Source organism: Exiguobacterium sp. 17-1 (assembly GCF_023096305.1).
In the GTDB taxonomy this organism is placed as follows: Bacteria; Bacillota; Bacilli; order Exiguobacteriales; family Exiguobacteriaceae; genus Exiguobacterium_A; species Exiguobacterium_A sibiricum_A.
The window spans coordinates 91262-115474 of record NZ_JALIGJ010000006.1; the positions used below are offsets into that span (position 1 = coordinate 91262).

29 protein-coding genes and 1 riboswitch are annotated in these 24213 nt (G+C 43.5%); of the genes, 21 read left to right on the forward strand and 8 right to left on the reverse strand.

The features are described from left to right. Window positions 1-101: 101 nt before the first annotated feature. Window positions 102-368 carry a membrane protein insertion efficiency factor YidD gene (gene yidD / locus MUN34_RS14360; protein WP_247858155.1) on the forward strand — a complete coding sequence of 89 codons (267 nt, stop codon included), beginning with the start codon at window positions 102-104 and terminating at the stop codon, window positions 366-368. Window positions 369-419: 51 nt separating this feature from the next. On the opposite strand, the gene MUN34_RS14365 is transcribed toward yidD, so the two are convergent. Next, on the reverse strand, window positions 420-809 hold the full coding sequence (locus MUN34_RS14365) for a tautomerase family protein (RefSeq protein ID WP_247858156.1): 390 nt from the start codon (window positions 807-809) through the stop codon (window positions 420-422). Window positions 810-872: 63 nt separating this feature from the next. Then, window positions 873-2357: an aldehyde dehydrogenase family protein gene (locus MUN34_RS14370; RefSeq protein ID WP_026829237.1), complete on the reverse strand. Its 1485-nt coding sequence runs from the start codon at window positions 2355-2357 to the stop codon at window positions 873-875. A gap of 193 nt (window positions 2358-2550) precedes the next feature. Here MUN34_RS14370 and MUN34_RS14375 point away from each other — a divergent pair, with 193 nt between their 5' ends. From MUN34_RS14375 to MUN34_RS14400, 6 genes are all read left to right on the forward strand, one after another. Next, complete coding sequence (locus tag MUN34_RS14375; protein WP_247858157.1) at window positions 2551-3756, forward strand: DUF2254 domain-containing protein; 1206 nt, start codon at window positions 2551-2553, stop codon at window positions 3754-3756. Between the two features lie 63 nt (window positions 3757-3819). Next, the gene (locus MUN34_RS14380; RefSeq protein ID WP_026829235.1) at window positions 3820-4302 is read left to right on the forward strand and encodes a DUF456 domain-containing protein; all 483 of its coding nucleotides are present in this window, start codon (window positions 3820-3822) and stop codon (window positions 4300-4302) included. A gap of 165 nt (window positions 4303-4467) precedes the next feature. After that, window positions 4468-5832, forward strand: a complete 1365-nt coding sequence (locus MUN34_RS14385; RefSeq protein WP_051525169.1) for a hemolysin family protein — start codon at window positions 4468-4470, stop codon at window positions 5830-5832. 145 nt (window positions 5833-5977) lie between these two features. Next, window positions 5978-6418, forward strand: coding sequence for an organic hydroperoxide resistance protein (locus tag MUN34_RS14390; protein ID WP_026829233.1), 441 nt, complete (start codon window positions 5978-5980; stop codon window positions 6416-6418). A 28-nt stretch (window positions 6419-6446) separates the two neighbouring features. Beyond that, on the forward strand, window positions 6447-6617 hold the full coding sequence (locus MUN34_RS14395; protein WP_247858158.1) for a hypothetical protein: 171 nt from the start codon (window positions 6447-6449) through the stop codon (window positions 6615-6617). 29 nt (window positions 6618-6646) lie between these two features. After that, window positions 6647-7159: a type 1 glutamine amidotransferase domain-containing protein gene (locus MUN34_RS14400; protein WP_247858159.1), complete on the forward strand. Its 513-nt coding sequence runs from the start codon at window positions 6647-6649 to the stop codon at window positions 7157-7159. 58 nt (window positions 7160-7217) lie between these two features. Here MUN34_RS14400 and MUN34_RS14405 read toward each other — a convergent pair whose 3' ends face one another. Beyond that, window positions 7218-7625: a VOC family protein gene (locus MUN34_RS14405; protein WP_026829231.1), complete on the reverse strand. Its 408-nt coding sequence runs from the start codon at window positions 7623-7625 to the stop codon at window positions 7218-7220. Window positions 7626-7882: 257 nt separating this feature from the next. On the opposite strand from MUN34_RS14405, the gene MUN34_RS14410 reads away from it, so the two are divergent. The 7 genes from MUN34_RS14410 (at window position 7883) to MUN34_RS14440 (ending at window position 14301) form a co-directional block, all read left to right on the forward strand. Next, window positions 7883-9325: a murein hydrolase activator EnvC family protein gene (locus MUN34_RS14410; protein ID WP_247858160.1), complete on the forward strand. Its 1443-nt coding sequence runs from the start codon at window positions 7883-7885 to the stop codon at window positions 9323-9325. Window positions 9326-9532: 207 nt separating this feature from the next. Beyond that, window positions 9533-10810, forward strand: a complete 1278-nt coding sequence (locus MUN34_RS14415; RefSeq protein WP_247858161.1) for a murein hydrolase activator EnvC family protein — start codon at window positions 9533-9535, stop codon at window positions 10808-10810. Window positions 10811-10870: 60 nt separating this feature from the next. Next, window positions 10871-10981, forward strand: a riboswitch (TPP riboswitch). A gap of 117 nt (window positions 10982-11098) precedes the next feature. Further along, complete coding sequence (thiD, locus tag MUN34_RS14420) at window positions 11099-11908, forward strand: bifunctional hydroxymethylpyrimidine kinase/phosphomethylpyrimidine kinase (RefSeq protein ID WP_247858162.1); 810 nt, start codon at window positions 11099-11101, stop codon at window positions 11906-11908. Continuing rightward, the gene (thiM, locus tag MUN34_RS14425) at window positions 11889-12659 is read left to right on the forward strand and encodes a hydroxyethylthiazole kinase (protein WP_026829227.1); all 771 of its coding nucleotides are present in this window, start codon (window positions 11889-11891) and stop codon (window positions 12657-12659) included. The genes thiD and thiM overlap by 20 nt, the downstream gene beginning before the upstream one ends. Then, the gene (gene thiE, locus MUN34_RS14430; RefSeq protein WP_026829226.1) at window positions 12649-13287 is read left to right on the forward strand and encodes a thiamine phosphate synthase; all 639 of its coding nucleotides are present in this window, start codon (window positions 12649-12651) and stop codon (window positions 13285-13287) included. The genes thiM and thiE overlap by 11 nt, the downstream gene beginning before the upstream one ends. A 14-nt stretch (window positions 13288-13301) precedes the next feature. Continuing rightward, entirely contained in the window at window positions 13302-13745 is a 444-nt protein-coding gene (locus tag MUN34_RS14435) for a hypothetical protein (RefSeq protein ID WP_247858163.1), read from the forward strand. 190 nt (window positions 13746-13935) lie between these two features. Next, window positions 13936-14301 (forward strand): ArsR/SmtB family transcription factor, encoded by a 366-nt coding sequence (locus MUN34_RS14440; protein ID WP_247858164.1) that lies wholly within the window; start codon window positions 13936-13938, stop codon window positions 14299-14301. Between the two features lie 34 nt (window positions 14302-14335). Here the strand turns inward: MUN34_RS14440 and MUN34_RS14445 are convergent, their stop codons facing one another. Beyond that, window positions 14336-14980: a CHASE3 domain-containing protein gene (locus MUN34_RS14445; RefSeq protein WP_026829223.1), complete on the reverse strand. Its 645-nt coding sequence runs from the start codon at window positions 14978-14980 to the stop codon at window positions 14336-14338. Between the two features lie 160 nt (window positions 14981-15140). Further along, window positions 15141-16010, reverse strand: coding sequence for a YitT family protein (locus MUN34_RS14450; RefSeq protein WP_247858165.1), 870 nt, complete (start codon window positions 16008-16010; stop codon window positions 15141-15143). Between the two features lie 138 nt (window positions 16011-16148). On the opposite strand from MUN34_RS14450, the gene MUN34_RS14455 reads away from it, so the two are divergent. Beyond that, window positions 16149-16757 carry a hypothetical protein gene (locus tag MUN34_RS14455; RefSeq protein WP_247858166.1) on the forward strand — a complete coding sequence of 203 codons (609 nt, stop codon included), beginning with the start codon at window positions 16149-16151 and terminating at the stop codon, window positions 16755-16757. Window positions 16758-16940: 183 nt separating this feature from the next. Beyond that, window positions 16941-17777, forward strand: coding sequence for a formate/nitrite transporter family protein (locus tag MUN34_RS14460; RefSeq protein WP_026829220.1), 837 nt, complete (start codon window positions 16941-16943; stop codon window positions 17775-17777). A gap of 94 nt (window positions 17778-17871) precedes the next feature. Here MUN34_RS14460 and MUN34_RS14465 read toward each other — a convergent pair whose 3' ends face one another. Beyond that, window positions 17872-18294, reverse strand: a complete 423-nt coding sequence (locus tag MUN34_RS14465; RefSeq protein WP_026829219.1) for a DUF1232 domain-containing protein — start codon at window positions 18292-18294, stop codon at window positions 17872-17874. A 95-nt stretch (window positions 18295-18389) separates the two neighbouring features. Here MUN34_RS14465 and MUN34_RS14470 point away from each other — a divergent pair, with 95 nt between their 5' ends. After that, window positions 18390-19613, forward strand: coding sequence for an aminopeptidase (locus MUN34_RS14470; protein WP_026829218.1), 1224 nt, complete (start codon window positions 18390-18392; stop codon window positions 19611-19613). Window positions 19614-19706: 93 nt separating this feature from the next. On the opposite strand, the gene murB is transcribed toward MUN34_RS14470, so the two are convergent. Next, a complete protein-coding gene (gene murB, locus MUN34_RS14475) occupies window positions 19707-20621 on the reverse strand; it encodes a UDP-N-acetylmuramate dehydrogenase (RefSeq protein ID WP_026829217.1) in 915 nt (304 codons plus the stop codon). Between the two features lie 262 nt (window positions 20622-20883). Here murB and MUN34_RS14480 point away from each other — a divergent pair, with 262 nt between their 5' ends. The 4 genes from MUN34_RS14480 to MUN34_RS14495 all read left to right on the forward strand — a co-directional run bounded on the left by MUN34_RS14480 (window position 20884) and on the right by MUN34_RS14495 (window position 23361). Further along, window positions 20884-21399, forward strand: a complete 516-nt coding sequence (locus MUN34_RS14480; RefSeq protein WP_026829216.1) for a GNAT family N-acetyltransferase — start codon at window positions 20884-20886, stop codon at window positions 21397-21399. Between the two features lie 31 nt (window positions 21400-21430). After that, on the forward strand, window positions 21431-21898 hold the full coding sequence (locus MUN34_RS14485) for a GNAT family N-acetyltransferase (RefSeq protein ID WP_247858167.1): 468 nt from the start codon (window positions 21431-21433) through the stop codon (window positions 21896-21898). Window positions 21899-21954: 56 nt separating this feature from the next. Next, entirely contained in the window at window positions 21955-22314 is a 360-nt protein-coding gene (locus MUN34_RS14490; RefSeq protein WP_247858168.1) for a hypothetical protein, read from the forward strand. A gap of 114 nt (window positions 22315-22428) precedes the next feature. Continuing rightward, window positions 22429-23361, forward strand: coding sequence for a hypothetical protein (locus MUN34_RS14495; RefSeq protein WP_247858169.1), 933 nt, complete (start codon window positions 22429-22431; stop codon window positions 23359-23361). On the opposite strand, the gene MUN34_RS14500 is transcribed toward MUN34_RS14495, so the two are convergent. After that, a complete protein-coding gene (locus tag MUN34_RS14500; protein WP_247858170.1) occupies window positions 23350-24192 on the reverse strand; it encodes a GNAT family N-acetyltransferase in 843 nt (280 codons plus the stop codon). The genes MUN34_RS14495 and MUN34_RS14500 overlap by 12 nt on opposite strands. Between the last annotated feature and the right edge of the window lie 21 nt (window positions 24193-24213).

Sequence of the window (24213 nt, forward strand, 5' to 3'; positions counted from 1 at the left end):
AATACACGTCCTTTTTTGTAGTTGTCAAAGGTAGTATAATTCACTTAAACAGAAATTCCTTTCAATATGCGTTACAGTAGGAGAAAAGAAGGTGAGATTGCATGAAAAAAGTCCTACTCGGTGGCATTCATTTTTACCAAAAAGTGATTTCACCGATGAAACCGGCGACCTGCCGATTTTACCCGACGTGCTCGCATTACGGGAAAGAGGCGATTGAAAAACACGGTGCCTTTAAAGGCGGTTATTTGACGACCCGCCGGTTATTGAGGTGTCAGCCGTTTCATCCTGGAGGACTCGATTTTGTACCGGAGACATTTGACTGGCGAGCTCCGTTACAACGGGAAAACCCGACAGAACATCAAAAATAATTCAAAAAGAGTCTGAGCTCGTTAAATGAGTTCAGACTCTTTTTTTAGATGTTACAGGTCACCTGTTAAAAACTGCGCTTTCCCTAGTCCGAAACTCCAGTCTGCTGCATCATTCTCGACGATCGAGACCATTAAATCGTCCGGAGAGAGTCCGCATGCGGCTTCCAATCGTTCAGCCAGTAAACGATAAAGGGTCTGCTTTTTCTCTTCAGTCCGTGTTTTACTCGTTACACTGATGACGACGACCTGATTGGAGCGTGTCAATCCGAGTCCGGTATCCTCGATGATCATTTCATTTGCTTTATGCGTATGAACGATTTGGTAACGATCTCGTTTCGGCACGTCAAATGCTTCAAGCATTGCTTCATGTGCGGTATCGAGTAAAAGTTTCAGTTCTTCATCCGAGCGTCCTTCAATGACATCAAAACGTAGTAATGGCATATTCATCATCCTCTCTAATATGTAGAAGTACGGGAAGCCCCGTACTTCATGTCTAAGCTTATCTTATTCAAAGAATGGTTTGTATTGACGACGTTCGTGCATGACAGACAACCACTGGACTGTCGAGAACTCTTCAAGTACCCATTCGCCGTTGAAGCGACCTAGACCTGAGTCTTTTTCGCCACCGAACGGCATATGCGGCTCATCGTTGACTGATTGGTCATTGATGTGAATCATGCCTGTTTCAACCTGAAGTGCAAATTCTGTTGCTCGTTCAATAGAAGAACCGTGAACAGCACCGCTTAATCCGTAAGGAAGTGAGTTCGCTAGTTCGAGTGCTTCTGCGTCATCTTTGAACGGGATGATAACAGCGACTGGTCCGAAGATTTCGTTTTTAGCAAGCGGCATATCGTTTGTAACGCCTGTGACGACCGTAGGAGCAATGACGTTTCCATCTGCTTCACCGCCGACGCGGACTGTTGCACCCGCTGCTTTCGTTTTTTCAATCTCTTCCATGATACGATCGACTTGCGATTGGTTGATCAATGGACCGACTTGTGTACGTCCATTCGATGGATCACCAAATTGAAGTTCTTTAACACGTGCAACATATTTTTCAACGAATTCATCGTGAATCGATTGAGCAACCAAAATACGGTTTGTTGACATACAAATTTGACCTTGGTGGTAAAATTTGCTGTAAACGGCTGATTCAACGGCACGATCAAGATCAGCGTCATCAAGTACGACGAAGACGTTGTTTCCACCGAGTTCGAGTGCTGTTTTTTTCAAATGTTTCCCTGCGAGTTCACCGATGTGGCGACCGACTTCGGTAGAACCAGTAAATGAGATCAAACGTGGGACCGGGTGCTCGACGATCGAGTCGCCAATTTCTGATCCGCGACCGACGATGACGTTTAAGACACCTTTCGGTAAGCCGGCTTTTTCAAAGAGACTAGCAAAAATTAAACCGCCTGAGACCGGTGTGTCTGTTGCCGGTTTAACGACGACAGCGTTTCCGATTGCGATTGCTGTTGCGATGGAACGAACGGCAAGGTGGAACGGGAAGTTCCATGGGCTGATGACACCGATGACACCGAGTGCTTTCCGGTAAATCCGGTTTTCTTTGCCCGGTACGACAGACGGACGGATTTCACCGTGCATCCGTAGTGGGAAAGTCGCAGCTTCTTTAACGATTAAGACAGATGCAAGAAACTCACCTTCTGCTTTGATGCGTGTACTTCCTGATTCCTTAATCAGCCAATCGACAATTGTTTCTTTCTCTTCGTACATGACTTTCAAAAATTCTTCGATTAAGGCTTGGCGTTTAAGTGCCGGCACTTTTGCCCACTCTTTTTGTGCGACTTTGGCAGATTGGTAAGCATCATCCAAGTCATCGTTATTAGCTGCTGAAATTTCAAACAGCGTTTCGCCTGTAAAAGGATTCGTATTTGTCATGTTGCTGTCACTTGCGCCTTTGCGCCACTGACCGTTAATAAAAATTTTAGTGAAGTCTGTATTGAGTGTTGATTCTGTATGTTGTTGCATAGCTTTTCATCTCCAATTCGTTTTGATAACACTTAAGTTATTCACGTTATGTGAAGAAGTAAAACACAAACCGACACTTTCACAAAGTGAATTGACTCGGCGGATTTTAAAAAGATTAGGCGAAGACGTTTTACTAGATGAAGAAACAGGAATTAAAAAATATATCGATATATTAGAGTGGAGTGGATGAAATGTGCAGAAGCTGAAGTTGGTTTACCGGGAAACGAATTGGTGGTGGCCGCTCCTTTATGGAGTAGGGGGAGCAATATTGACAGCGATTGTTCTATTGATTGATCTGTATGCAAAAGAGCTGTTTCCGAGCGGTTGGAAAACCACACTTGGTTTAGCTCAAACCATTCATAGTGCGGTCTTCACTGGATTGTTGACGATGATGACATTTACGTTCTCGACCATTTTAGTCGTTCTGACAACCTATTCCTCACAATTTTCACCCCGCACCTTACCGAACTTTATTGAGAATCGGCAAGTCCAACACATTTTCGGGATTTTTATCGGCACGGTCACTTATTCCATCACGATGTTGTTTTTCATGCGACCGTCACTAAAAGACAGTGTAGTCGCTTCTGCCGTCGCAGTCGTCGTTGTCTTGATTGCAATCATTGCGTTTGTCGCATTCGTCCATATCGTCAGTCAATCGATTCGGGTCACGACCTTACTCGATCGTTTACATGAAGAAGGGCGTACATTGATTGACGAGCACGTTGAAGCGATAGAAGAAGGTCAATACCAATTGCTACCGGACAAGCAGACGAGTTATCCGTTTGATCTTACCGCTGCGCAAACCGGTTATTTACAAGCGATTGATTACGAATTATTGATGAAGTCAGGTGGACATGTCGCAATTGATGTGACAATCGGGAGCTACATCACGCAGGGGCAACGGATTGGAAGTGCCGAACGAGAAAACGTGGAGCAAGGAATCCTCATCGGACCGACGCGTTCAGCCGAACAAGACTTTCCGTTTGTGATTCAAAAGCTCTCAGAAGTCGCGCTTCGGGCGATTTCACCCGGAATCAATGATCCAAATACAGCGCGCCATGCGATGCGGCAAATCGGTGACTTATTCAGACGGTACACCATGCTTCCGGACGGCAATCTCCTGGTGAGGGGGGAAGGATCTGCCACGGTCAAGAGGCTTGCATTTTCTGAACTGTTGTATTTAACGTTTTATCAACTCCGGCATTATGGTGAAGAAGACATTTCAGTTTTGGCGACGATGCTGGAATCGCTTGAAATCATGAAACGCAATGCGTTACCAGAGCACAAAGCGAGCATTGATCGGTTCATTCCGTTTGTTTGTTCGGAAGTCGACTGGTCTGCGTTGAATGAATGGGATCGTCAATATTTGGAACAGGCTCAAAAGACGGCACTCTCGTGAAACCTCTTGGAACGTTTTAACGTAATCAAGAGAAGAAAGAACAGCAGAAAGTAGGAGATTGGCATGACCATCATATTATGGAGTTTGATTGCAGTTTGTTTTTTAGCTGCTTTCGCAGGACTGGTTTATCCTGTCATTCCAAGTGCACCGTTACTCGTCATCGGATTTTTAATTTATGGATTTGGATTCGGCTTTACTGAGTTGACCGTCAGTTTCTGGGTTATTCAAGCGATTTTCATCATCTTGTTATTTACACTGGATTATTTGGTCAGTTCTTATACCGTCGATCGGCGGGGAGGTTCACAGGCTGCGAAAATTGCGACGACCGTCGGCTTGATTGCAGGGCCCTTTATCTTGCCGGGCATCGGATTGTTGATTTTCCCGTTTGTTTTTGCCATTTTAACGGAAAAAATCATCAGTAAAAAAACGTGGTCAGATTCTGTTTCAATCGGAATCGGGACCGTTTTAGGAATCTTGTCGAGTGCCTTGTTAAAAGGAATCGCAATGTTATTAATGATTGTCGTATTCATCATGTATGTCGTGTAATCAAAAAGAAAGATTATCTGCAAGTACACATTTTCCGAGAGTTCCGTTATAGTATGAATATGAAAAAGTAGAGAAGCTTGTTCATTAAAAACAAGCTTCTTTTTGATGGAGAAGACCGATAAGAAGATTGTCGGCTTAATTTAAATGGAGGTGAATCCCCTTAGTTTGGGGAAACGATTGGACAGTACACACGCAGTGGAGACATTCGATACAACAACGATTATCATTCGGCTTTTGATTATTGCACTATTAATTGTGTTGACCGCTTTTTTTGTCGCAGCAGAATTTTCAGTTGTCAAAATGAGAATGTCCCGAATCGATCAATTGATCACAGAAGGCAGTAAAACCGCGAAGACGGCTAAGAAATTATTAGACAACCTGGATTATTATTTATCCGCCTGTCAGCTGGGAATTACCGTTACGGCTCTCGGATTAGGATGGTTAGGTGAGTCGACGGTCGGTGCGATTCTTGCAATGGTATTCAAGGAGATTGCGCTTCCGGAGTCGGTCTCGACAGTTGTTTCCTTCACATTAGCCTTTTCCGTCGTGACATTTTTACACGTCGTCCTTGGAGAACTTGCTCCTAAATCGCTCGCGATTCAAAAAACAGAAGCCATTACGATGTTGCTTGCCCCGCCGCTTTACTGGTTCGGGAAAGTCATGAAACCTGTCATTTGGTTACTGAATGGATCTGCCCGTGTCTTCTTGCGCTTGTTTGGAGTCGAACCGGTTGGTCATGAAGATGCCCACTCGGAAGAAGAAATCAAAATCATCATGACCCAAAGCTACAAGAGCGGTGAAATCAATCAAACAGAACTGTCGTATATGCAGAATATCTTTTCGTTTGATGAGCGGATTGCGAAAGATATCATGCTCCCACGAACAGACTTGATTACGATTTCGAACGATGCATCGATGAAAGATATCATCGCCCTCGTCGAAGAATACCAGTTCACCCGTTATCCGGTTGCAGAAGAAGGCGACAAAGATAAAATCTTAGGTTTTATCAACGCGAAGCAATTGTTTACGGATCATATGGCGAACAAAGGGAAATCTTTAAGCTATTATGTGCATAACCTTCCGATTGTCTCGGAATACTCTCCGTTGCAGGATGCGATGTTGAAAATGCAGGTAGAGCGGACACCGATGGCGCTTGTCATCGATGAATACGGTGGAACAGCCGGTGTCATCACGATGGAAGATATCCTGGAAGAAATCGTCGGTGAAATCCGGGACGAATTTGATAAAGATGAAAAAGCAGATATTGAACAGATTCATGAACGACTGTACCGGATTTCCGGTCGTGTTCTGATTGATGATTTGAACGAACGGTTTAACCTGGGCATCGAAGAAGAAGATATTGATACGATTGGTGGCTGGGTCATGGCACAGGATACGGAAGTATCGAGCGGTCAGGAATTCCGTTATAAAAACCATACGGTCAAAGTCATGGAAGTCGACAACCATCAAGTTAAATCGATTTACTTGCAGTTACCTGAAAAAGAACCCATTACAGAAGAAATCGTTTGAACGTAAGGAACAGGACTACACTTCGGTGTGGTCTTTTTTGTTGGAAAGAACACCTTTGATTGTTTATTCTTCTCAAGACAGTGGTAATACAGTTTATGTGGCCAAAACAAGCTACTAAAATTAGCGGATAAAGGGGTTCTTATTCATGACGAAAACAATTCTTACTTCACGTGCAACTGCAGTAGGGGGACGCGATGGAAAGGTCGCCTCTGACGATAACGTAATCAATTTAGATCTTGTCATGCCGGGTACGAAAGGCAAAGAAGGCATTCCTACTTCAAATCCAGAACAATTATTCGCAGCGGGATACGCTGCATGCTTTGATGGGGCATTCAATTTGATGGCCCGCCAAGATAAAAAACGTGTCGAGACACGTACAAATTCTGAAGTCAGCTTACTCGAAGACGAAGAAGCAGGCGGCGTCAAAATCGCTGCTAAGCTTGTTGTTGAAGTAGTTGGCGTAACAGAAGAAGAAGCACAAGAATTACTCGAAAAAACACACCAATTCTGCCCGTATTCAAAAGCAACACGCGGTAACATCGATGTTGATTTGTCAGTAAAAGTGGTCGAGTCCTTGGACAACTGATTTTATGCTGAAAAGGGAGGGAAGTAAGATGGCTCCAAAGGGAACAGATCAACCAAACGAAAAGTTTGAAGATGAACGAAAACGTTTGACGGACAAGGAACTTGAGCTTTCACCCGAACAGCAAAAAGAAGTATTAAAAGGCAAGGATCAAATGCCGGATGATCCGGTGTCCTCACGAGACCGAGGATTCGATAAGTAACGTTAACTTTGATTTGGGGGATGAATGAAATGGGTAAAAAAGTAGCAGTCGTGCTTGCCGATCATTTTGAAGATGTAGAGTTTACCGGACCTGTCGATGCGTTAAAAGAAGCGGGTCATGAAGTAACAGTCATCGGAACAGAACGAGGTGCAGAATTAGTCGGAAAACAAGAAGAAGCAAAAGTGACAGTCGATGTAACAATTGATGAAACTTCTTCTTCAGACTTTGATGCATTATTGATTCCTGGCGGTTTTTCACCGGACTTACTTCGTGAAGACGATCGTTTCGTCACATTTACGGAAGAGTTTGATTCATCTAAAAAACCGATCTTCTCCATCTGTCATGGTCCACAATTGATGATTAATGCGAAGATTGTCAAGGGGCGTAAAATGACAGGATATAAATCAATTCGAATTGATTTAGAGAATGCGGGAGTGACGTATGAAGACAATGAAGTAGTCGTCGATGACAACTTCGTGTCAAGTCGCCAACCGGACGACATCCCGGCATTCAATCGCGAAATGTTAGCAAAATTAGGATAATCGTTTTAAGTGAAAACGAGCGCACGTTGACTTTCAAGTCAATGTACGCTCGTTTTTTTTAGTTCTCCGGATAATCACAGAGTTCTGTGATGACGCCATGTGAATGCCTAGGATCCATATAGATCAATCGGCGGCCGAGCGGAGTTTGACGGTACGTATCTTCTAAAAATGTAATGCCCCGTTCTTTTGCTTCTAAAATGGCTTGATCTAAATCATCGACACGATAAGCAATATGGTGAACACCTTTTCCCCTTTGTTTTAAAAAACGGGCAATCGGACTTTCCGGGCTTGTTGGAGTCAACAATTCAATATGCGCATCTTCAAATTCGATGACAGCAATATTAGAAGCAACCCCGGGTGTCGGGTTACTATACTCGCGGATTAATGTTCCTCCCAAAATAGTCGTATAGAATGTGATCGCTTCCTGCATATCCCGAACAGCGATGCCAGTATGGTCCAAATGCATAAACAGTTCCTCCTTTACTTCGATAGTCATAGTGTGTCAAACTCTTTCCCAACAAGCAATGTAGAAGGTTCGATTGGAATGTCCGCATAGAGGCGAAAAGAGAACTTATCAAAAATGACATCTTCCTGAAATATAATAGAGGGAAAATGAATGCTATAATCAAAAACGTTCTTATAATTTTTAAAAAGTATTATTAAATTTAAATATCATCATTTAATTACTTAATATAAACCACACAGAAAAAGAGGGAATACTACATGAAAAAAACGTTCGCGTCGCTCATCGTTTCTGCACTTATTCTTTCATCGACTCCTCATTTCGTAGTAGCAGATGATTTAAGTGAACAAAAAGCTAAAAACGAACAAAAACAACAAGAAAATGCCAACACTCAAAAAAACTTAGAATCGTCTGTTAATCAAGAAGGACAAAAAATTTCGAAAACACAGCAAGAAGTGAATCGTCTAGACGAAGCATTAAACGAAAAAATGTTTGCAGTTGAAACAAAAGATCGTCAAATTAAAGCAACTGAAGCTGAAATCGTTGAGCTTGGGAAACAGATTGAAAAGTATAAAGCAAAATTAAAGCGTCAAGAAAAACTTCTCGGAGACCGCCTTCGTGTCATGCAAGAAAATGATGGGAACTCTATTAAATGGGAAGAAGTCATCTTTGGTTCAAAAGATGTCGGAGATCTTGTCAGCCGTGTGTTAGCCGGGAAATCAATCTCGCAACAAGATGATAAAATGATTACCGACTACCAAAATACACAAAAAAAATTAGCAGCTGCACAACAGGAATTAAAAGATAAAAAAGCAAAACTTGTGACGGAGAAACAAGAATTAAAACGTCAGCAAGCAGAACTTGAGCAACAACTGAAAGAACGAAACAAACGTTTAAAAGAACTCCGGAAACAAAAAAAGAAATTTGAAACACAATTGATGGATGCAAAAGAAGTACAACAGATTTTGATTGCACAAGAACGTGCGATTGCAGCCGAAAAGGCAGCACGCGAACGTGAAGCACGTATCGAAAAAGAGCGTCAAGCACAAGCGGCACGTGAAGCGAAAGCACGTGCAGAAGCACAAGCAGCACAAGCGGCAGCGGCGCAACAAGCAGCAGCTGAACAGCAGGCGGCAGAAGCGGCTGCAGCTAAAGCAGCAGCAAAAGCGGAACAAAAGTCGTCAGCACCTGCGACGTCAACGAAACAATCTACACCATCTGTGACTGTGCCAAAAGCAGCACCTGCACCAACACCGGAACCGGCAGCACCAACGCCTGCTCCATCATCTTCTTCTCTGTTTATTCACCCAACAAGTGGATCAATCACACAAGGATATGGTTCAGCAAGTGGCTCAAATGGTTACTCTTTCCACAATGGGATTGATTTCGGTGCTCCAGTCGGTACTCCGATTGTTGCAGCAGCAACAGGAACAGTGATTACTGCATCAAGCGGTGGTCCGTACGGTAATCATGTCATGATTGCACACCAATTAAATGGGAAAACATATACAACGGTTTACGCGCATATGAGTTCATTAAATGCACATGCTGGACAACGTGTCAGTCAAGGACAACAAATCGGTGCCCTTGGTAGCACAGGGAATTCAACAGGCCCGCACTTACACTTTGAAATTCATGTAGGTGGTTACAGCTACAGTGCTTCAGGACCAGCGAATTCTGTAAATCCAATGTCGATGTTATAATTACGGAAAAAGCGATTGCTGCGGCAATCGCTTTTTTGTGTGTCTTGATAAAAACAAAAAATGTTATATTACAAAAAAACGCTTTCACTTGAAACATAAATGAAATTTTACTGAAACTATTACGGTGCTATAATCAATCTCAGGCAGAAATACTTTGAATTAAATACTTTTCAAATAAGAAATCATACATAAGCGAGGAAACCAGACATGTTAAAAAAATTGCTTGCAACAGTATTGTTAGGGGTGTTACTTGTATCCACTGCACCGACTTCTAGTCATGCTGCAACGATTAAAGAAAAGAAATCTCAAAACGCGACAGAGCAGCGCCGGTTGGAAAAAGCCATCAAAAAACAAGAAGCTAAAATATCAGTGGAACAACGCGAAATCAATAAAATTGATGCGGCCATCAACGAAAATATTTTTCGGATTTCGGAAAAAAACAAACAAATTGAACAATTAAATCTTCAAATCAAAGATCTTGAAGCGGAAATCGCCCGTTATGAAATCATGCTTACCCGGCAAGAAGAGTTGCTCGGAGACCGCTTACGTGTCCTTCAAGAAAATGATGGGAATTCTATAAAATGGGAAGAAGTCATTTTTGGTTCAAAAAACTTGGGTGATTTATTTAGCCGTGTCATGGCCGGGAAAAAAATTGCCGAGCAAGACGATAAAATGATTTCTGCTTATTTGGAAACACAAGAAAAGCTAGCAGAAATGAAAAAAAATCTTATTGCTAAAAAAGAAGAGCGTGTTCAAGAAAAAGAATCATTGCTTGTCCAAAAGAAACAGTTAAAACAACAGATGAAAGAACGGAGTGCAACCCTGAAAAAATTACGTAAAGGGAAAACAAAGTTCACGACGAAACTGTTGAATGCAAAAGAATTACAAGCGACTTTAGAGGCTCAAGAAAGAGCGATTGCGGCAGCAAAAGCTGCAGCGAAAGCAGCGGCAGAAAAAGCGGCTGCCGAAAAAGCAGCGGCTGAGCGTGCGGCAAAAGAGGCGGCAAAATCAACGCGTGAATCAAGCGAAGCAACGGTTCTTCCGACTCCTGTCAGCAGTGTGCCGACAGGATCAGCGAAGTTCATTCGTCCAGCTTCAGGTGGTGTTTCACAAGGGTTTGGACCGGCGAGTGGGGCAAACGGATATACTTTCCATAATGGTGTCGACTTCAGTGGACCCGTCGGATCACCGATTCGAGCAGCGGCTTCCGGAACAGTCATTACGGCCGGGAGCGGCGGACCTTATGGAAATCACGTCATGATTTCGCATTTCCTTGAGGGTCAGGTGTACACAACAGTGTACGGTCATATGAATTCGTTATCGGTTTCTGCAGGTCAAACGGTAACTCAAGGTCAAACACTTGGTACTCTCGGCAGTACCGGAAATTCGACAGGACCGCACCTACATTTTGAACTGCATATCGGTGGATACCAATATAGTGCGACAGGACCAGCCAACACGGTCAATCCACTTGGATATCTTTAAAAACGAGCTTCGGCTCGTTTTTTTGATAGTGCTGTGATACAGTGAAAAAGAATTTAAATTACGAGCAACTAGGGGAGCTGGAGGAGTCCGGCTGAGAGGAAAACCATTCTGTTTTCGACCCTGTCACCTGAACTGGATAATACCAGCGTAGGAAAGTTGAGATCGAAGACATGAGTACTTCAATCAGTAGAACTGATTGTTCATGGCGTCGTCTGCTTTTTTACAGCGGACGGCGCTTTTTGTTGTCCGTTTTCTCCTTATTTGCTCACAGGAAAGTGAGGAAGTGGAATGAAACATGTATTGACGATTGCTGGATCCGACTCTGGAGGCGGAGCGGGAATTCAGGCAGATTTAAAGACGTTTTCAGCACTCGGTGTATACGGAATGAGTGTCATCACGGCGATTACGGCACAAAATACGTTAGGTGTTCAAGCGGTCGAAGATGTATCCCCAGAGCTCGTGGAAGCACAGTTGACATCCATCTTTTCAGATATCCGTGTCGATGCGATTAAGATCGGAATGGTTTCCAATCAAGACACGATCCAAGTGATTGCAAGACAACTGGAAAAACATCAGCTTCCGGTTGTTCTCGACCCCGTCATGGTCGCGAAAGGTGGTCACGGCTTGTTACAACCGAATGCAGAACATGCATTGCTCGAACAGCTTTTACCGCTTTCGACGCTTGTAACCCCTAATATTCCTGAAATCGAGCGGATGATTGGCCAAACGGTTCACTCCCTTGATGATATGAAACAAGCGACGGTAAAACTGGCTGAAAAACGAGCAGGAGCTATTTTGCTCAAGGGCGGACATTTGGAAGGACACGACGCCACCGATCTTTTATATGCGGACGGACGATATGTCGTCTTTGAACAAGAACGGATAGAGACCCGTCATACCCATGGAACAGGCTGTACGCTATCTGCTGCTATCGCAGCTCATCTTGCCCTCGGTCATTCACTGGAAGACAGCATCAGTCATGCAAAACGTTATGTGACGGAAGCCATTCGTCACGGTTTTGCGCTCGGACACGGTATTGGTCCGACACATCATTTTCATGAACTTTGGAGGGATACACATGCTACGACGCATCCATGATAAAAAACCGTTGATTCATCATTTAACGAATACCGTAACGATCAATGACTGTGCCAATATGACACTTGCCCTTGGCGGATCTCCTGTTATGGCAGATGACCTGTTGGAAGTGGAAGAGATGGTCGGGCATGCAGATGCTATCGTGATTAATACTGGGACGATTAATCCAGACATGCGCCAAGCTCAAATTTTAGCAGGGAAAACGGCTAATCGATTGGGTAAACCGGTCATTCTGGATCCGGTTGGCGCAGGAGCGACGGCATTAAGAACAGATTTTATGAAGCAATTGATGGAGGAAATCACCTTTACGGTCATCAAAGGAAATGCATCTGAAATCAAGACATTACTTGGACAGACCGCTCGAACGAAAGGAGTCGACGCTGCTGAAGGAGAATCCCTGGATTTTCAAAGTATCCATGATTTTGCATCCCAAACGAAACAAGTCATCGTCGTAACAGGACCGATTGATTTTGTGACGGATGGAGATCGTCAACATTATCTGGATGTTGGTACGAAACGTCTTGGTCAAGTGACGGGAACAGGATGTATGACCGCTTCTTTGATTGCGACGTTTTTAGGAGCCGGATACGATCGTTTTGAGGCGGCAGTATTTGGGACATATGCTATGGGGAAAGCAGGGGAGTCGGCTGAGGATTATCCTGGTATCGGGAGTTTTCGGACCGGGTTGTTCGATGCAGTGAGCTTGATGACGGAAGAAAATTTGCCGGAGGTGCAGACAAATGGACAGTGAATATTTGATTTACGCAGTGACCGATCGACGTTTGCATCCGCATCTTTCCTTGGCGGACGCCGTCGAAGCATCGATTAAAGGAGGCGCAACGATTGTTCAATTACGGGAAAAAGATAGTTCGGGCAAGGCTTTTCTGGAATCAGCCATTGCGTTGAAAGATATTACCGCACGTTACGACATTCCGCTCATTATTAATGATCGGATTGATATCGCTTTATTGGTCGATGCCGGTTTGCATATCGGTCAAGATGATATTCCTTTAACTGAAGCGCGTCGTTTGTTACCGGAAGCGACGATTGGTGTTTCCGTTTCAACAGTGGAACAAGCTGTTGCGGCAGAACGGGAAGGCGCAGATTATTTAGGGGTCGGTTCACTCTTTCCGACAGCGACGAAACAAGATGCAACATTCATGGCGCGAGCGACGTTAGAAGAGATTCGTAAAGCCGTTCACATCCCGTTGGTTGGAATCGGTGGGATTACCGAAACGAACATTTCAACACTTAGTTCACTAGTGGACGGATATGCTGTGGTTTCAGCTTTATTTGCAAGTGAAGACATTCAACGAACGACGAAAAAGTTTAAGCAGACCGTGAAACAAGTGCGTCAGAGCGTCTCCGACAGGGTATAGTTCACTTAGAGGTGATGGTCGTGAAATGGCAGTCTGTTCGATTTCGAGGACGTTGGATTCGGTATAAAATCGAACCACAAATCATTCGAGTCGATAATCGCGGGAAATATCATTTAGGTGCAGTGCTATTTCCTTTCCCGAATCGTTATTCGTATCAACTAGCTGTGTTATTAAAGAATAAATACCGACAACAGTATAAACGTTCCTTGCTCATTCAAACGAGCTCAATCGCAACTGAAATCTGGGGGCACACACATCTAGATATTTTTTACCGGATGATGCTGTTTCTTCCGCTACCCCATTTTTTACGGAAGCGCTATAAAGAGCGCTTGAAAAGTACGGGCATTATTGATATCGGTGTGCGTGCCGTCGATTCAAACCGTATCGTATGGGATATCGGAAACTTTTTAGGTGGCTGGTTCTTTTACGCAATCTCAAGACGAAACCGTGATAAATGAAAATGTGCTTCAAATAGGAATCGTCTAATGAAAAAGTCTGCTTCCCGGTCTGGACGACGGGAAACAGACTTTTTTGAACTGTTGCTTTTCAGTTAAAAAGTTCAGATCAGTCAGTCACCTGAGTCCTGAAGTGATTTCCTTGCAATTCATTTGAAACGATGGTGGAATGAAAGGGAAAGAGGTGATGACGGTGGATGCACCACGTTGTGAAACGATTGCCATTGATCAAGTACGTGCAGAAGAAATTGAACAAATCGTCGATACGATTCCGACGACAGACATTGGAAAGTTGTTCAAAGTCCTGTCAGATGCCACGCGTTTACGAATTGCTTACGCCTTGACGGTGGAAGAGGAGCTTTGTGTCTGTGATGTCTCGGCTTCGGTGGATTGTTCGATTGCAACAGCTTCTCACCATCTCCGTACCTTGTTGAAACAAGGACTGGTGAAATATAGAAAAGAAGGTAAGGTCGTCTATTATTCGCTGGACGATCATCACGTATCGTCGCTCGTTCATCTAGCAATGGAACATGTAAACGAAGGTAAGGCGTCCTCTTGAGTTTACTGAACAACAAAACAAACACGTAACGTCCTTACGGGCGATACGTGTTTGTTTTGTTTTCGGAAAGCGGTTTAGACCGGTGAAATAAGATGATGGTCGTTGCAATCAACAAAAAAGCTAAAATAGATAGGCTGAAGCACATTCGTTTATATTCTGCCGTCATTTCAGTGGCCAATTCTAGTTTTTGTTCAAGATCACGATATAATTTTTCTTTAATTTGTGACAAGTCTTCAAGAATCGTTTGGGTGGTTTGGGTCGTTTGTTTAGCTAATTTTTTAGCCCGTTGCGGATGATCTGTTTCATAGACGGTAAAAACTTCTTGAATCTCTTCCTCCCAGGCATTATTACGCAACAGTAAATCTTTAACCGCACCAGGTGTCTGATTGGAGGAATTTAATAAACGCCGTAAATCATGAACTTTAGAAGTAGAAAAGTAATATTGTTCAATGTAACGGTCATCTTCATATAACAACAGGCCGCGAACAGCATTCGCCCGGTCACGATTATGTTCGATCAATTGATCTACTTGTTTAATCATTGGAATATCTTGTCTATGCATCTCTTCAGTCAATTTGGAAATCGTTCGATACCCACTTAAAGCATACAGAAGTGGAATCGAGGCAAACAGACTGACGATCAGGATGAGGGTGATACGGTGCCGCCATAGTTGATTCATGCAATCCATCCTTTTTTACAAAACGTAATGTCATTAGCTTAACCACTATTTCCCAAAAAGTGAAGGATTCTTCAAAAAATGTGGAACATTTTCTTTGATTTTGCGTATTATACACAAAAAACCGCTACAACGAGTGCAGCGGTAACAACGTTTTAGACAGTTAAAAAGAATAGGAGTGTTCTTTGTAGTTCCCGAAGACCGTATGAATCTCAGAAAACGTGACAAAAGCGTTGGATTCGACGGAGGAAACAATTTCTTGGAGTTTAAGAATTTCATTATTCTGTACGACGACATAGACCATCTTTTTCGTCCGCTTCGAATAACCGCCGCGCGCATCGAGAATCGTTACACCGCGTCCTAATTCTTTTGTGATTACTTCATTGATTTCATCGGCTTTTTCACAAATGATGATACATTGTTTAGAAGCGGAATAAAAACTATACACGGTCTGAAGTGCTTTCGCCCGAACAAAACTCATGATCAACGCATACATGACATGTTTCAAATCAAATACGAACCAGACGAGTACATAGATGACTAAATCCTGCATTAAAAAAATACGTGGAAGCGGCCAGTTGTGGAAGCGGGCATAAAAGAATTTTCCAAGGATATCGAGACCGCCAGTCGAGGCACCGCCAAAGAAGATCAAAGCCATCGCCAAACCAGAGACAAGTCCGGCAAAAATGGAAGCGACGAGTGGATCATTTAAAGATTCAGGAACGATTTGGGTCGGAATCCAGTCAATTAAAAACGATGAAGCCAAGACGATGAGACCGGATAAAAACATAAAGTGTTTTCTTAAAAAACGAAATCCAAGTAAAAAAAGTGGAATGTTCAAGACCAGTTGTGTCAAACCGATTGGTGTGTGGAATAATTCTTGTGCGATAAGTGTGATTCCCATGATTCCGCCGGATCCGATATCATTCGGCGATAAGAGAAGACTGATGTACAACGAGTACAGCAATGTTCCAATCAAGAGGAAACCGATTTTCTCTGTACGTTTTTTCTTTGCGGGCTGTTTAGTTTTCATTGTGATTGATGAGTAATCTCATGCTCCTCCTCCATAAAGTATCTGCCTGCAAGAGTACGCTGATATGAGGATTAATTCAACCCCCGATTTGAAAAAAGAACAATAAAATCATCTGGTTTTGAGAAAGGAGAGCGTTTTTTGAAAAAAATCATACTGTTCATTTTGTGTATTGGAATCGGGCTGTCGGCAGGTTCGTGGGTCGTCTGGAACCAACAGCAACCGCCGGAAGAAGAGAGTTTTAAAGATGGTCATGTGATTGCACGTCATGTCGGGACATCGGTTGCCAATACGGCTGCGATTGAAGAGTTAGTCAAACAGTTGCCGTTTTCCGAGGCGTTGACTGGTGTATCAGTGGATGGTACGACGGTGAAGATGACATACGAACCTACTGAAAAAGGGCAGGCGGATTGGACGGGTAGTAATGGAAAGGCAATCCAATCCGGCAACGCCGCTTTTTTGGAAAGCCGTTTATCCAAGTTGATCATGCATCAGACACTAGCACTTTTTTTGAGTGTATCCGACTTATCCGAACTTCAAATTCATTACAGGGATTCGTTTTCTGAAGTCACGTTTGATATGGACAGACAACGGATTGAAGACTATACACCACGGGATATCGAACGTGCCAGTTCTTCCGCAAATCGGTTTAATCGCGTCGTTGTCGAAGACTATGTACTTGTAGATTCCAGGCGGACAGTATTTTTTGAAAAGTTCCAAGAATCGTTGCAAATCCTTCCTGGAAAGTAGTTGTATACACCAATAAAAAGCACTTTTCACAAACTTGACACATTGGTATCGTTTACATCCTGTTCTTTTAATAAAACGCTAAATAGTGTCTATTCATGACTTGAACATCTTATAAGATGGAAGTATGATAATAAATGAACAGACATTGTGAAGTGTTGAACAAAAGAAAGCGGGGTTTCTACAATGAATGAAGTAGAAGCATTAGAAGGATTACGAAAAAAAGCTGTCAAATCGACACAAATGCTACGGATGCGTCCGCTAGAATATTTGGTTCGAGCAATGTTAGCAGGAGTTTTTATTGGTTTTGCCATCATATTTACACTTAAAGCAATCAACGGTTTATATTTAAATGAATCACCGGTTACGACACTCGTCGGTGGATTGACGTTTGGTGTCGCGCTCGTCTTGATCGTGTACGGCGGTGCAGAATTATTTACCGGAAATACGATGTATTTCACGACGTCGACAATGCGTGGCTTCACTTCGAAGATGGATACGTTTAAAGTATGGACGCTGTGTTTCATCGGAAACGGTCTCGGCGGACTTGCCTTTGCCTTACTTTTCTCACAAACAGGGATTATCCAGGAACTCGGAATGGAAAACTGGTTGTTTGCTGTTTCTGAGACGAAAATCCATCATACGACATGGGAAATCTTTACACGAGCCATCTTCTGTAACTGGATGGTCTGTCTGGCGATTTTCATTCCGAAAAACATGAAAAATGAACTCGCACAAATCATGATGATGATGATTTTGGTCGCTGTGTTCTTTGCTTCTGGTTTTGACCACGTTATTGCCAACATGGCATTGTTCTCACTTGCTTTAGTCGTCCCGCATCCGGAAGCGATTTCCTTTGCCGGTGCGATCCATAACCTGGTTCCGGCATTGTTGGGGAACATTATCGGTGGAGCACTATTCATGGGAATGGTCTACACATGGCTCAATAAATCGAAGCTCGAAGTAGATCAATCGAACGAACAGGCAGCAACAATCAACATCGCTTCAAAACAAAAAGCTTAAAAAACGTTAAGTTCGACTGCTTGAAGATAGAAAAAGAAGGGTCCGGTTTTCAACGGATCCTTCTTTTTTTGATGTCTGCTATTATTTCATGTTGTCATTCGAGATGTTGAAAACGATCGACATCCGCGGCCAGTTCTTCATAAATGGCCTCGACGATTTGAGCATCATCGAACAGTCCTAAAATATTTTCATCAGGTAAAGCATCAACCGGAGACGTGAAGTAAAGAACAGCTGTCAATAAAAGTTGCTCCTGTTCCGGTTGCATTTCGAAACGTTTGTTGTACAAAGCGCGTAACATGTCGAGCAACTGTTTGAGTTGGAAATAAAGAACAAGTTCTGCTTCGCGTTCGATATCCGAGCCGTCCTCAGAGGCAAGATCTGTCGTTAATCGGGCTAATCCGAGTTCTCCTTGGATCAATAAGTCTTCTTGTGCTTTCGCATTTCCGACAGCGGTTAACGCTTGTCGGTGGAAATAGGTATAAGCGGATTTAAAATCTCCTGGTGTAAATTCCATCATCAACACTCCTTCTGTATCTCTAGTTTCGCCTTATTTCTTGCAAAATTGCAACTATTTCGTGAAAATAAGAGTAATAGTTGAAAGGGGATTACATAATGCCGACTCAAGAACAATTAAAAAAGTATGCTGCACTTGCCGTACGTACAGGAATCAACCTGCAAGCCGGTCAACAACTCGAAATTCGGGCAGGGATTGAAAATGCACCGTTAGTCCGTGAAATCACACGCGTTGCTTACGAAGTGGGAGCTTCGAATGTCTACGTTCAATGGTCGGATGACGAAATGACGAAAATCCGTTACTTCGACGCACCGGAAGATTCATTTGATGCGTTCCCAGAATGGTTAAAAGCCCGTTTTGATCAATTAGCAGAAGAAAAAACAGCTTTCTTGTCAGTTGTCAGTGAAGATCCTGATTTATTGAATGGTGTTGAATCAAGCCGGATTGCGCGAGCGAACAAAGCCGCTGGCGTTGCGTTGGCAAATTGGCGTAAGTTCGTCATGAGCGATAACGTCAGTTGGTGCGTCATTGCAGCGCCGTCAGATGCCTGGGCGGCAAAGGTATTCCCAGACTCGGAACGCGCTGTAGAAGACCTGTGGGAAGCCATATTAAAAGCAACACGTGTCGATCAAGACAATCCAGTCACAGCTTGGGAGCAACATGATGCAAACTTGCGGACCAAAGCGACTTTCCTGACAGAAAAAAAATACAATAAGTTACATTATTCGGCGCCAGGCACAGAACTGACGATTGAATTGCCAGAGCGTCACGTCTGGTTGGGTGGCGGAGGACCAAACGCGGATGGTGTCGACTTCATCGCCAATCTGCCGACGGAAGAAGTATTCACGTTACCGAAGAAAACAGGCGTCAATGGTCATGTTTCAAGTACAAAACCACTCAGCTACAGCGGGAATCTGATTGATGATTTCACGTTATGGTTTGAAGACGGAAAAATCGTCAAAGCTGAAGCGAAACAGGGACAAGCAGCGCTTGACGAACTCATCTCATTAGATGAAGGTGCTCGTTATCTCGGAGAAGTGGCTCTTGTGCCTCATCACTCACCGATTTCAGATTCCGGTATTTTGTTCTATAATACGTTGTTTGACGAGAACGCTTCATGCCACTTAGCGATTGGTCGCGCCTATTCGACTTGTCTTGAAAATGGACCAAGTTTGTCGAATGAAGAATTGGCAGCGCAAGGTGCAAACGATTCAATGACTCACGTCGATTTCATGATTGGTTCAGGTCAAATGTCAATTGACGGAGAGTTGCCTGACGGTACACGAGAGCCCTTGATGCGTGACGGAAACTGGGCAATCTAATCCAGAGTTTTTGAGGATAGAAAAAAGGAGCATCCGGACATGGTAATCATGTCGGGGTGCTCTCTTTGTTTGGTTTCATGTGATTAAAAACGATTAAGCTTCTTCCCCGATGATTTTCACTTCCGGCTCCAGTAAGATGCCGAACTTTTCTTGAACGGTTTCCTGCACGTGGCGGATGAGCGAAATGTAGTCGGTGGCCGTTGCGTCTTTGATGTTAACGATGAAACCGGCATGTTTTTGAGAAACTTCTGCACCACCGATTCGTGCCCCTTGTAACCCGCTATCTTGAATTAACTTACCAGCGAAATATCCTTCCGGTCGTTTAAAGACACTCCCGCAAGAAGGGTACTCAAGTGGTTGTTTCGTCTCACGTTTATGTGTCAAATCATCCATCATTTCTTTAATCAGGGCAGGATCGCCTTCTGTTAACGAAAAACGTCCTTCTAAAATGATGTACTCTTTTTTGGAAAAACAGCTCGTCCGGTATCCGAGCTCGAGTTCTTCATGTGAGATATTCAATAATTCACCTTTGCGTGTCAAGACGGTTGCACTGTGGAGACAGTCTTTTACTTCTCCGCCATATGCTCCGGCATTCATGATCAATGCTCCGCCAATCGTTCCGGGGATGCCGCAGGCAAACTCAAGACCACTTAAAGCATGGTCGTAAGCGATACGTGAAGCGTGGATGATGGCAGCACCGCTTTGAGCAATCAGTTCGTGACCTTCGACCGAAATATCCGTTAATTTTTCAAAAGATAAAACGATCCCGCGGATACCGCCGTCGCGGACGACAAGATTCGAGCCGTTTCCAAGCATCGTCAAGGGGAGGTCATTTTCATACGCGTATCGGACGGCGAATGCAGTTTCTTCATATGTCGACGGGATGAGGAAGAGATCTGCCAATCCACCCATCTTAGTATACGTATGGTTTTTTAAGGGTTCGTTAATCAATACAGCTTCTTTTGCAATACCTTCATATAATCCAGCTAATAATTGCTCAGTCATCATGTCTCAGTCCTTTTTCATAAATTCCATTCAGCCAAAAAAATGCTCAAAATATATTTTACACTAATTCCGTGATTGATGTTTAGCATACTGTTCCCAAAATACAGAGTTGACAGATAAAAAGCAAGCGGTTCCTGAAGAATGTAATCGAATCAACATGTAGATATCGTTTTCTTTTTGTGAAAATGAATGGATTATGAATGAATGAATGTAAAAAAGGGAAAATTAAAGAAAACAGCTTCTATTCGGAAAGAGGGGGATTGAAATGGAGAGTGAACGGCTGGAGATGCGACCGTTTGTGGAAGACGATTTTATTTTTTATAAAACCCTTGTTCAAAATGAACAGGTCATGCGTTATATCAACGGTGGTGTCATGTTGGAAGAAGAAGAGGCGCGAAACTGGTTCGAACGGCAATTCGATCGTTATGAGGATGAACGGCAAACAGGTTTTTTACTGTTGATCAAAAAAGAGACGAATGAACCTGTTGGTTTTGCCGGGCTGGTTTTACAAAAAGTTGATGGAATCGAGGAATTAGAAGTCGGGTACTGGTTGACGCCGATTCATTGGAAGGTCGGATACGGCCGGGAAGCGGCCAAACGATTAATGCGCGAAGCGTTCGAAAGAGGGCATGATCGTCTGATTTCCATCATTCACCCGGAAAATCATTCTTCGCAAAATGTCGCTCGTGCGAATGGGTTACAATGGGAGAAAGATACGATGTATAACGGGGTTCCGGTCGTCATCTATTCTTGCCGGTTATCCCGGCTGTTCAGAGGTTGATTTTTCGAAAGTACAGAGGAGCGGATCAGGTATGTATCAGACAAAGTGGATGGCATTTGATGAGTTGGACGGTGCAAGCTTATATCAATTATTGAAATTAAGAACGGATATATTTGTCGTTGAACAAAACTGTCCCTATCCAGAACTCGATAATCGTGACCAGGAGGCGCTGCATGGTCTCGCGTACGACGGTCAACATTTGATTGGTTGTCTGCGCATCTTGCCGAGAAAGCTGTCAGGCGCAGTCGCAATCGGTCGGGTGGCGGTACAAATCGGTTACCGGTCAAACGGTATCGCAAGAAAACTCTTAAACGAAGCGATTGTTCACATTCAAGGACAGGGTGTAGCATTGATTGACCTTCAGGCTCAGGCACACTTAAAACAATTTTACGGTTCATTTGGTTTTAAGGAAATGTCGGACGTATATTTAGAGGACGGGATTCCCCATTTGGACATGCAGATGAACTTGGAGGAAGTTTCAAAAAGACTTCAGGAATAGGACGGACGAACCGATGAAGAGAGCAGGAAGAACTTTGTCTGGAGGTGAGTCAGTCATTGAGAAAAGTACTGGTCATTCTCGCGTTAAGTTTGATTGGCGTATTGGCGTTTGCTGTAGGAATTTCTTACGCTGAACTTCAAAGTAGCCAACGCAGTGCAGAAGAACAGTTGGCGAAGATGTTACAAACGCAACACGACATCGATAAAACGTCACTACTCGAAGTAAAGGCCTCTTTTTCAATTCAACATCGTCAAGTGATTAAAGTACGTTTACGCGGTGAGCCGGCTATTACTTATGAATTCATTCAGCCTAAACAACAGATCGAATACAGCGGTTCAGTCGGAACCAGTGTTGAAAAAACCGGAAAACAGGATGAAGCATTTCGGAATTCCCATCTGCAGGTAAGTAAAAAATGAAAAATCTTGGGCGCTTCCTTTTCTTTAGAAGCCCCAAGATTTTTTTGAGTCTTTCAAGAAGATTCAATATTGCGTACACTACGAAGAGAGACATCATGCAGGAGGACACTAATTATGAAAAGATTTGTTAAAAACGAAGCAATCGCTCCAGCGCTGAATGCTTTTCTTACACTTGAGAGTGAGACCTTTCAGACATACAATCAACTACTGACAGGACAAGAGCGGCAAGCCTTGAATTTTATCGGACGAGCTGTTGCGCTGCAATCAGATAAACACCTGAATTTAGCCCTTGAGACGGAACAGCCGCTGATTGAGGTGGATCGCCTGTTGATGAAATTGACAGAAAGCGGCCAGGGAGCGTCACTATTTCAACAGTTACTTGCGAATGGACTGGATCTGAATCAAATCGTGACAGTGGAAGGTCACCGGTCACTTGTCAGGCAGCCGTTATCTTTCCCTGTAGGTCTATATACCGTCTATGATCCCGTCTTATTTCAACTTGCAGTCGATTCAGGGGTGGACCTGGATTACACAACGGTGTTGCAACGAAGTGACCGTTTTCTCGAAACGGATGAAATCAATACACTGGACATCGTGTTATTGTTGACGCACGAACAAGCACTGGATGAACAGAGTCTTTCTTTGTTTAGGCATCCTGCGACAGTCGGCTTGGCGGAACGTCTTCAACGTGCAAAGTTCGACAGTGTACGATCAATTGTTAATCATACCCGTTACGAAGTAGCATTTCGGTATGCCAAACATTTTCCGCTCTTTTATGCGATCGTCGGTCGCCAGATTGAACAATTCCCGAAAATGTTAGAAGATGTTTTGATGGAACCAAATCAGCAAGAAATCGTAAAAGATGCACTGTTGGCATTCCATAATCATCAGCCGGGTCTTGCGGCAAGCATGGGAACGGATTATTACGAAAGTTTATTTGTCATCGGCAACCAATTAAAACAGCAGGCAGGCGTTGATTTTAAGACGCTGGACAATCAGTATGTACTCAATGAATACTTGGAAATCGTTCAACGGTTACGTGACTAACGAAACCGGTTCACAAGAATAACGGTGCCAATTCGAAAAAATTTGAATATCACAAAAAGCAGTCGGTTGATAGAGACGAAGAGCTTCTTGATGTGTGGAACAACAATAGACTTCAAAAGATAAGATATTTTTCTTGTGTAACTTCATTTGGAAGGTATCTAAAATCCGGCGACCGTAGCCTTGGTTTTTTAATTGGGGCAAACATGCGATTTCCAAAAGGCGGACGACTTGTTTATGCTGTTCCATTAAAATTGTTCCGACAATCGTTTTCTTGTCGTAGACGAGATAAGGCAAGACACCTTGATCGATTAAATAGTCGAGATAGATAGTATCGTAAGGGAAAAGAAATTCAGAATAACGGATGGCTTCGTTACGGATCGTTAAGAACAGATGGCGATTACGTGAGGAGAGAGGTTTGAACTGGACGGAGGCAGGCCGATCGTGTGTCAGACCAATCAGTCGGAACTGTTCACTGGATAAACAGTAACCTAAAGCGTTCCAGGTCGTGACAAAACCAAAGTCGTAAGGCGGTATGATTTGGACGTCGATGTGACGGGGCGAAAACGAAAGTGCCTCGGAATGGACATAGTGTGCGAGGCGCTGGAATGCCTGTAAATCGGTATAGGAAGCATTTAAGAGCTGAACACAATGTTCAAAAACATGAAATCCGAGCGTAGCCTGCACACACTCTTCATTCCAAATCGTCCATTGACGGTGTTCGGTCGGCGGATAGGAAAATGACGAAGGGGGAGACGGATTGGTTCGGAGTAAACGATGGACCAAACGGCGTTGTGGGTGAGATAACTGATCATACGATAAAATGTTCAACACGTGCACGTCCTTTCAGAAAAA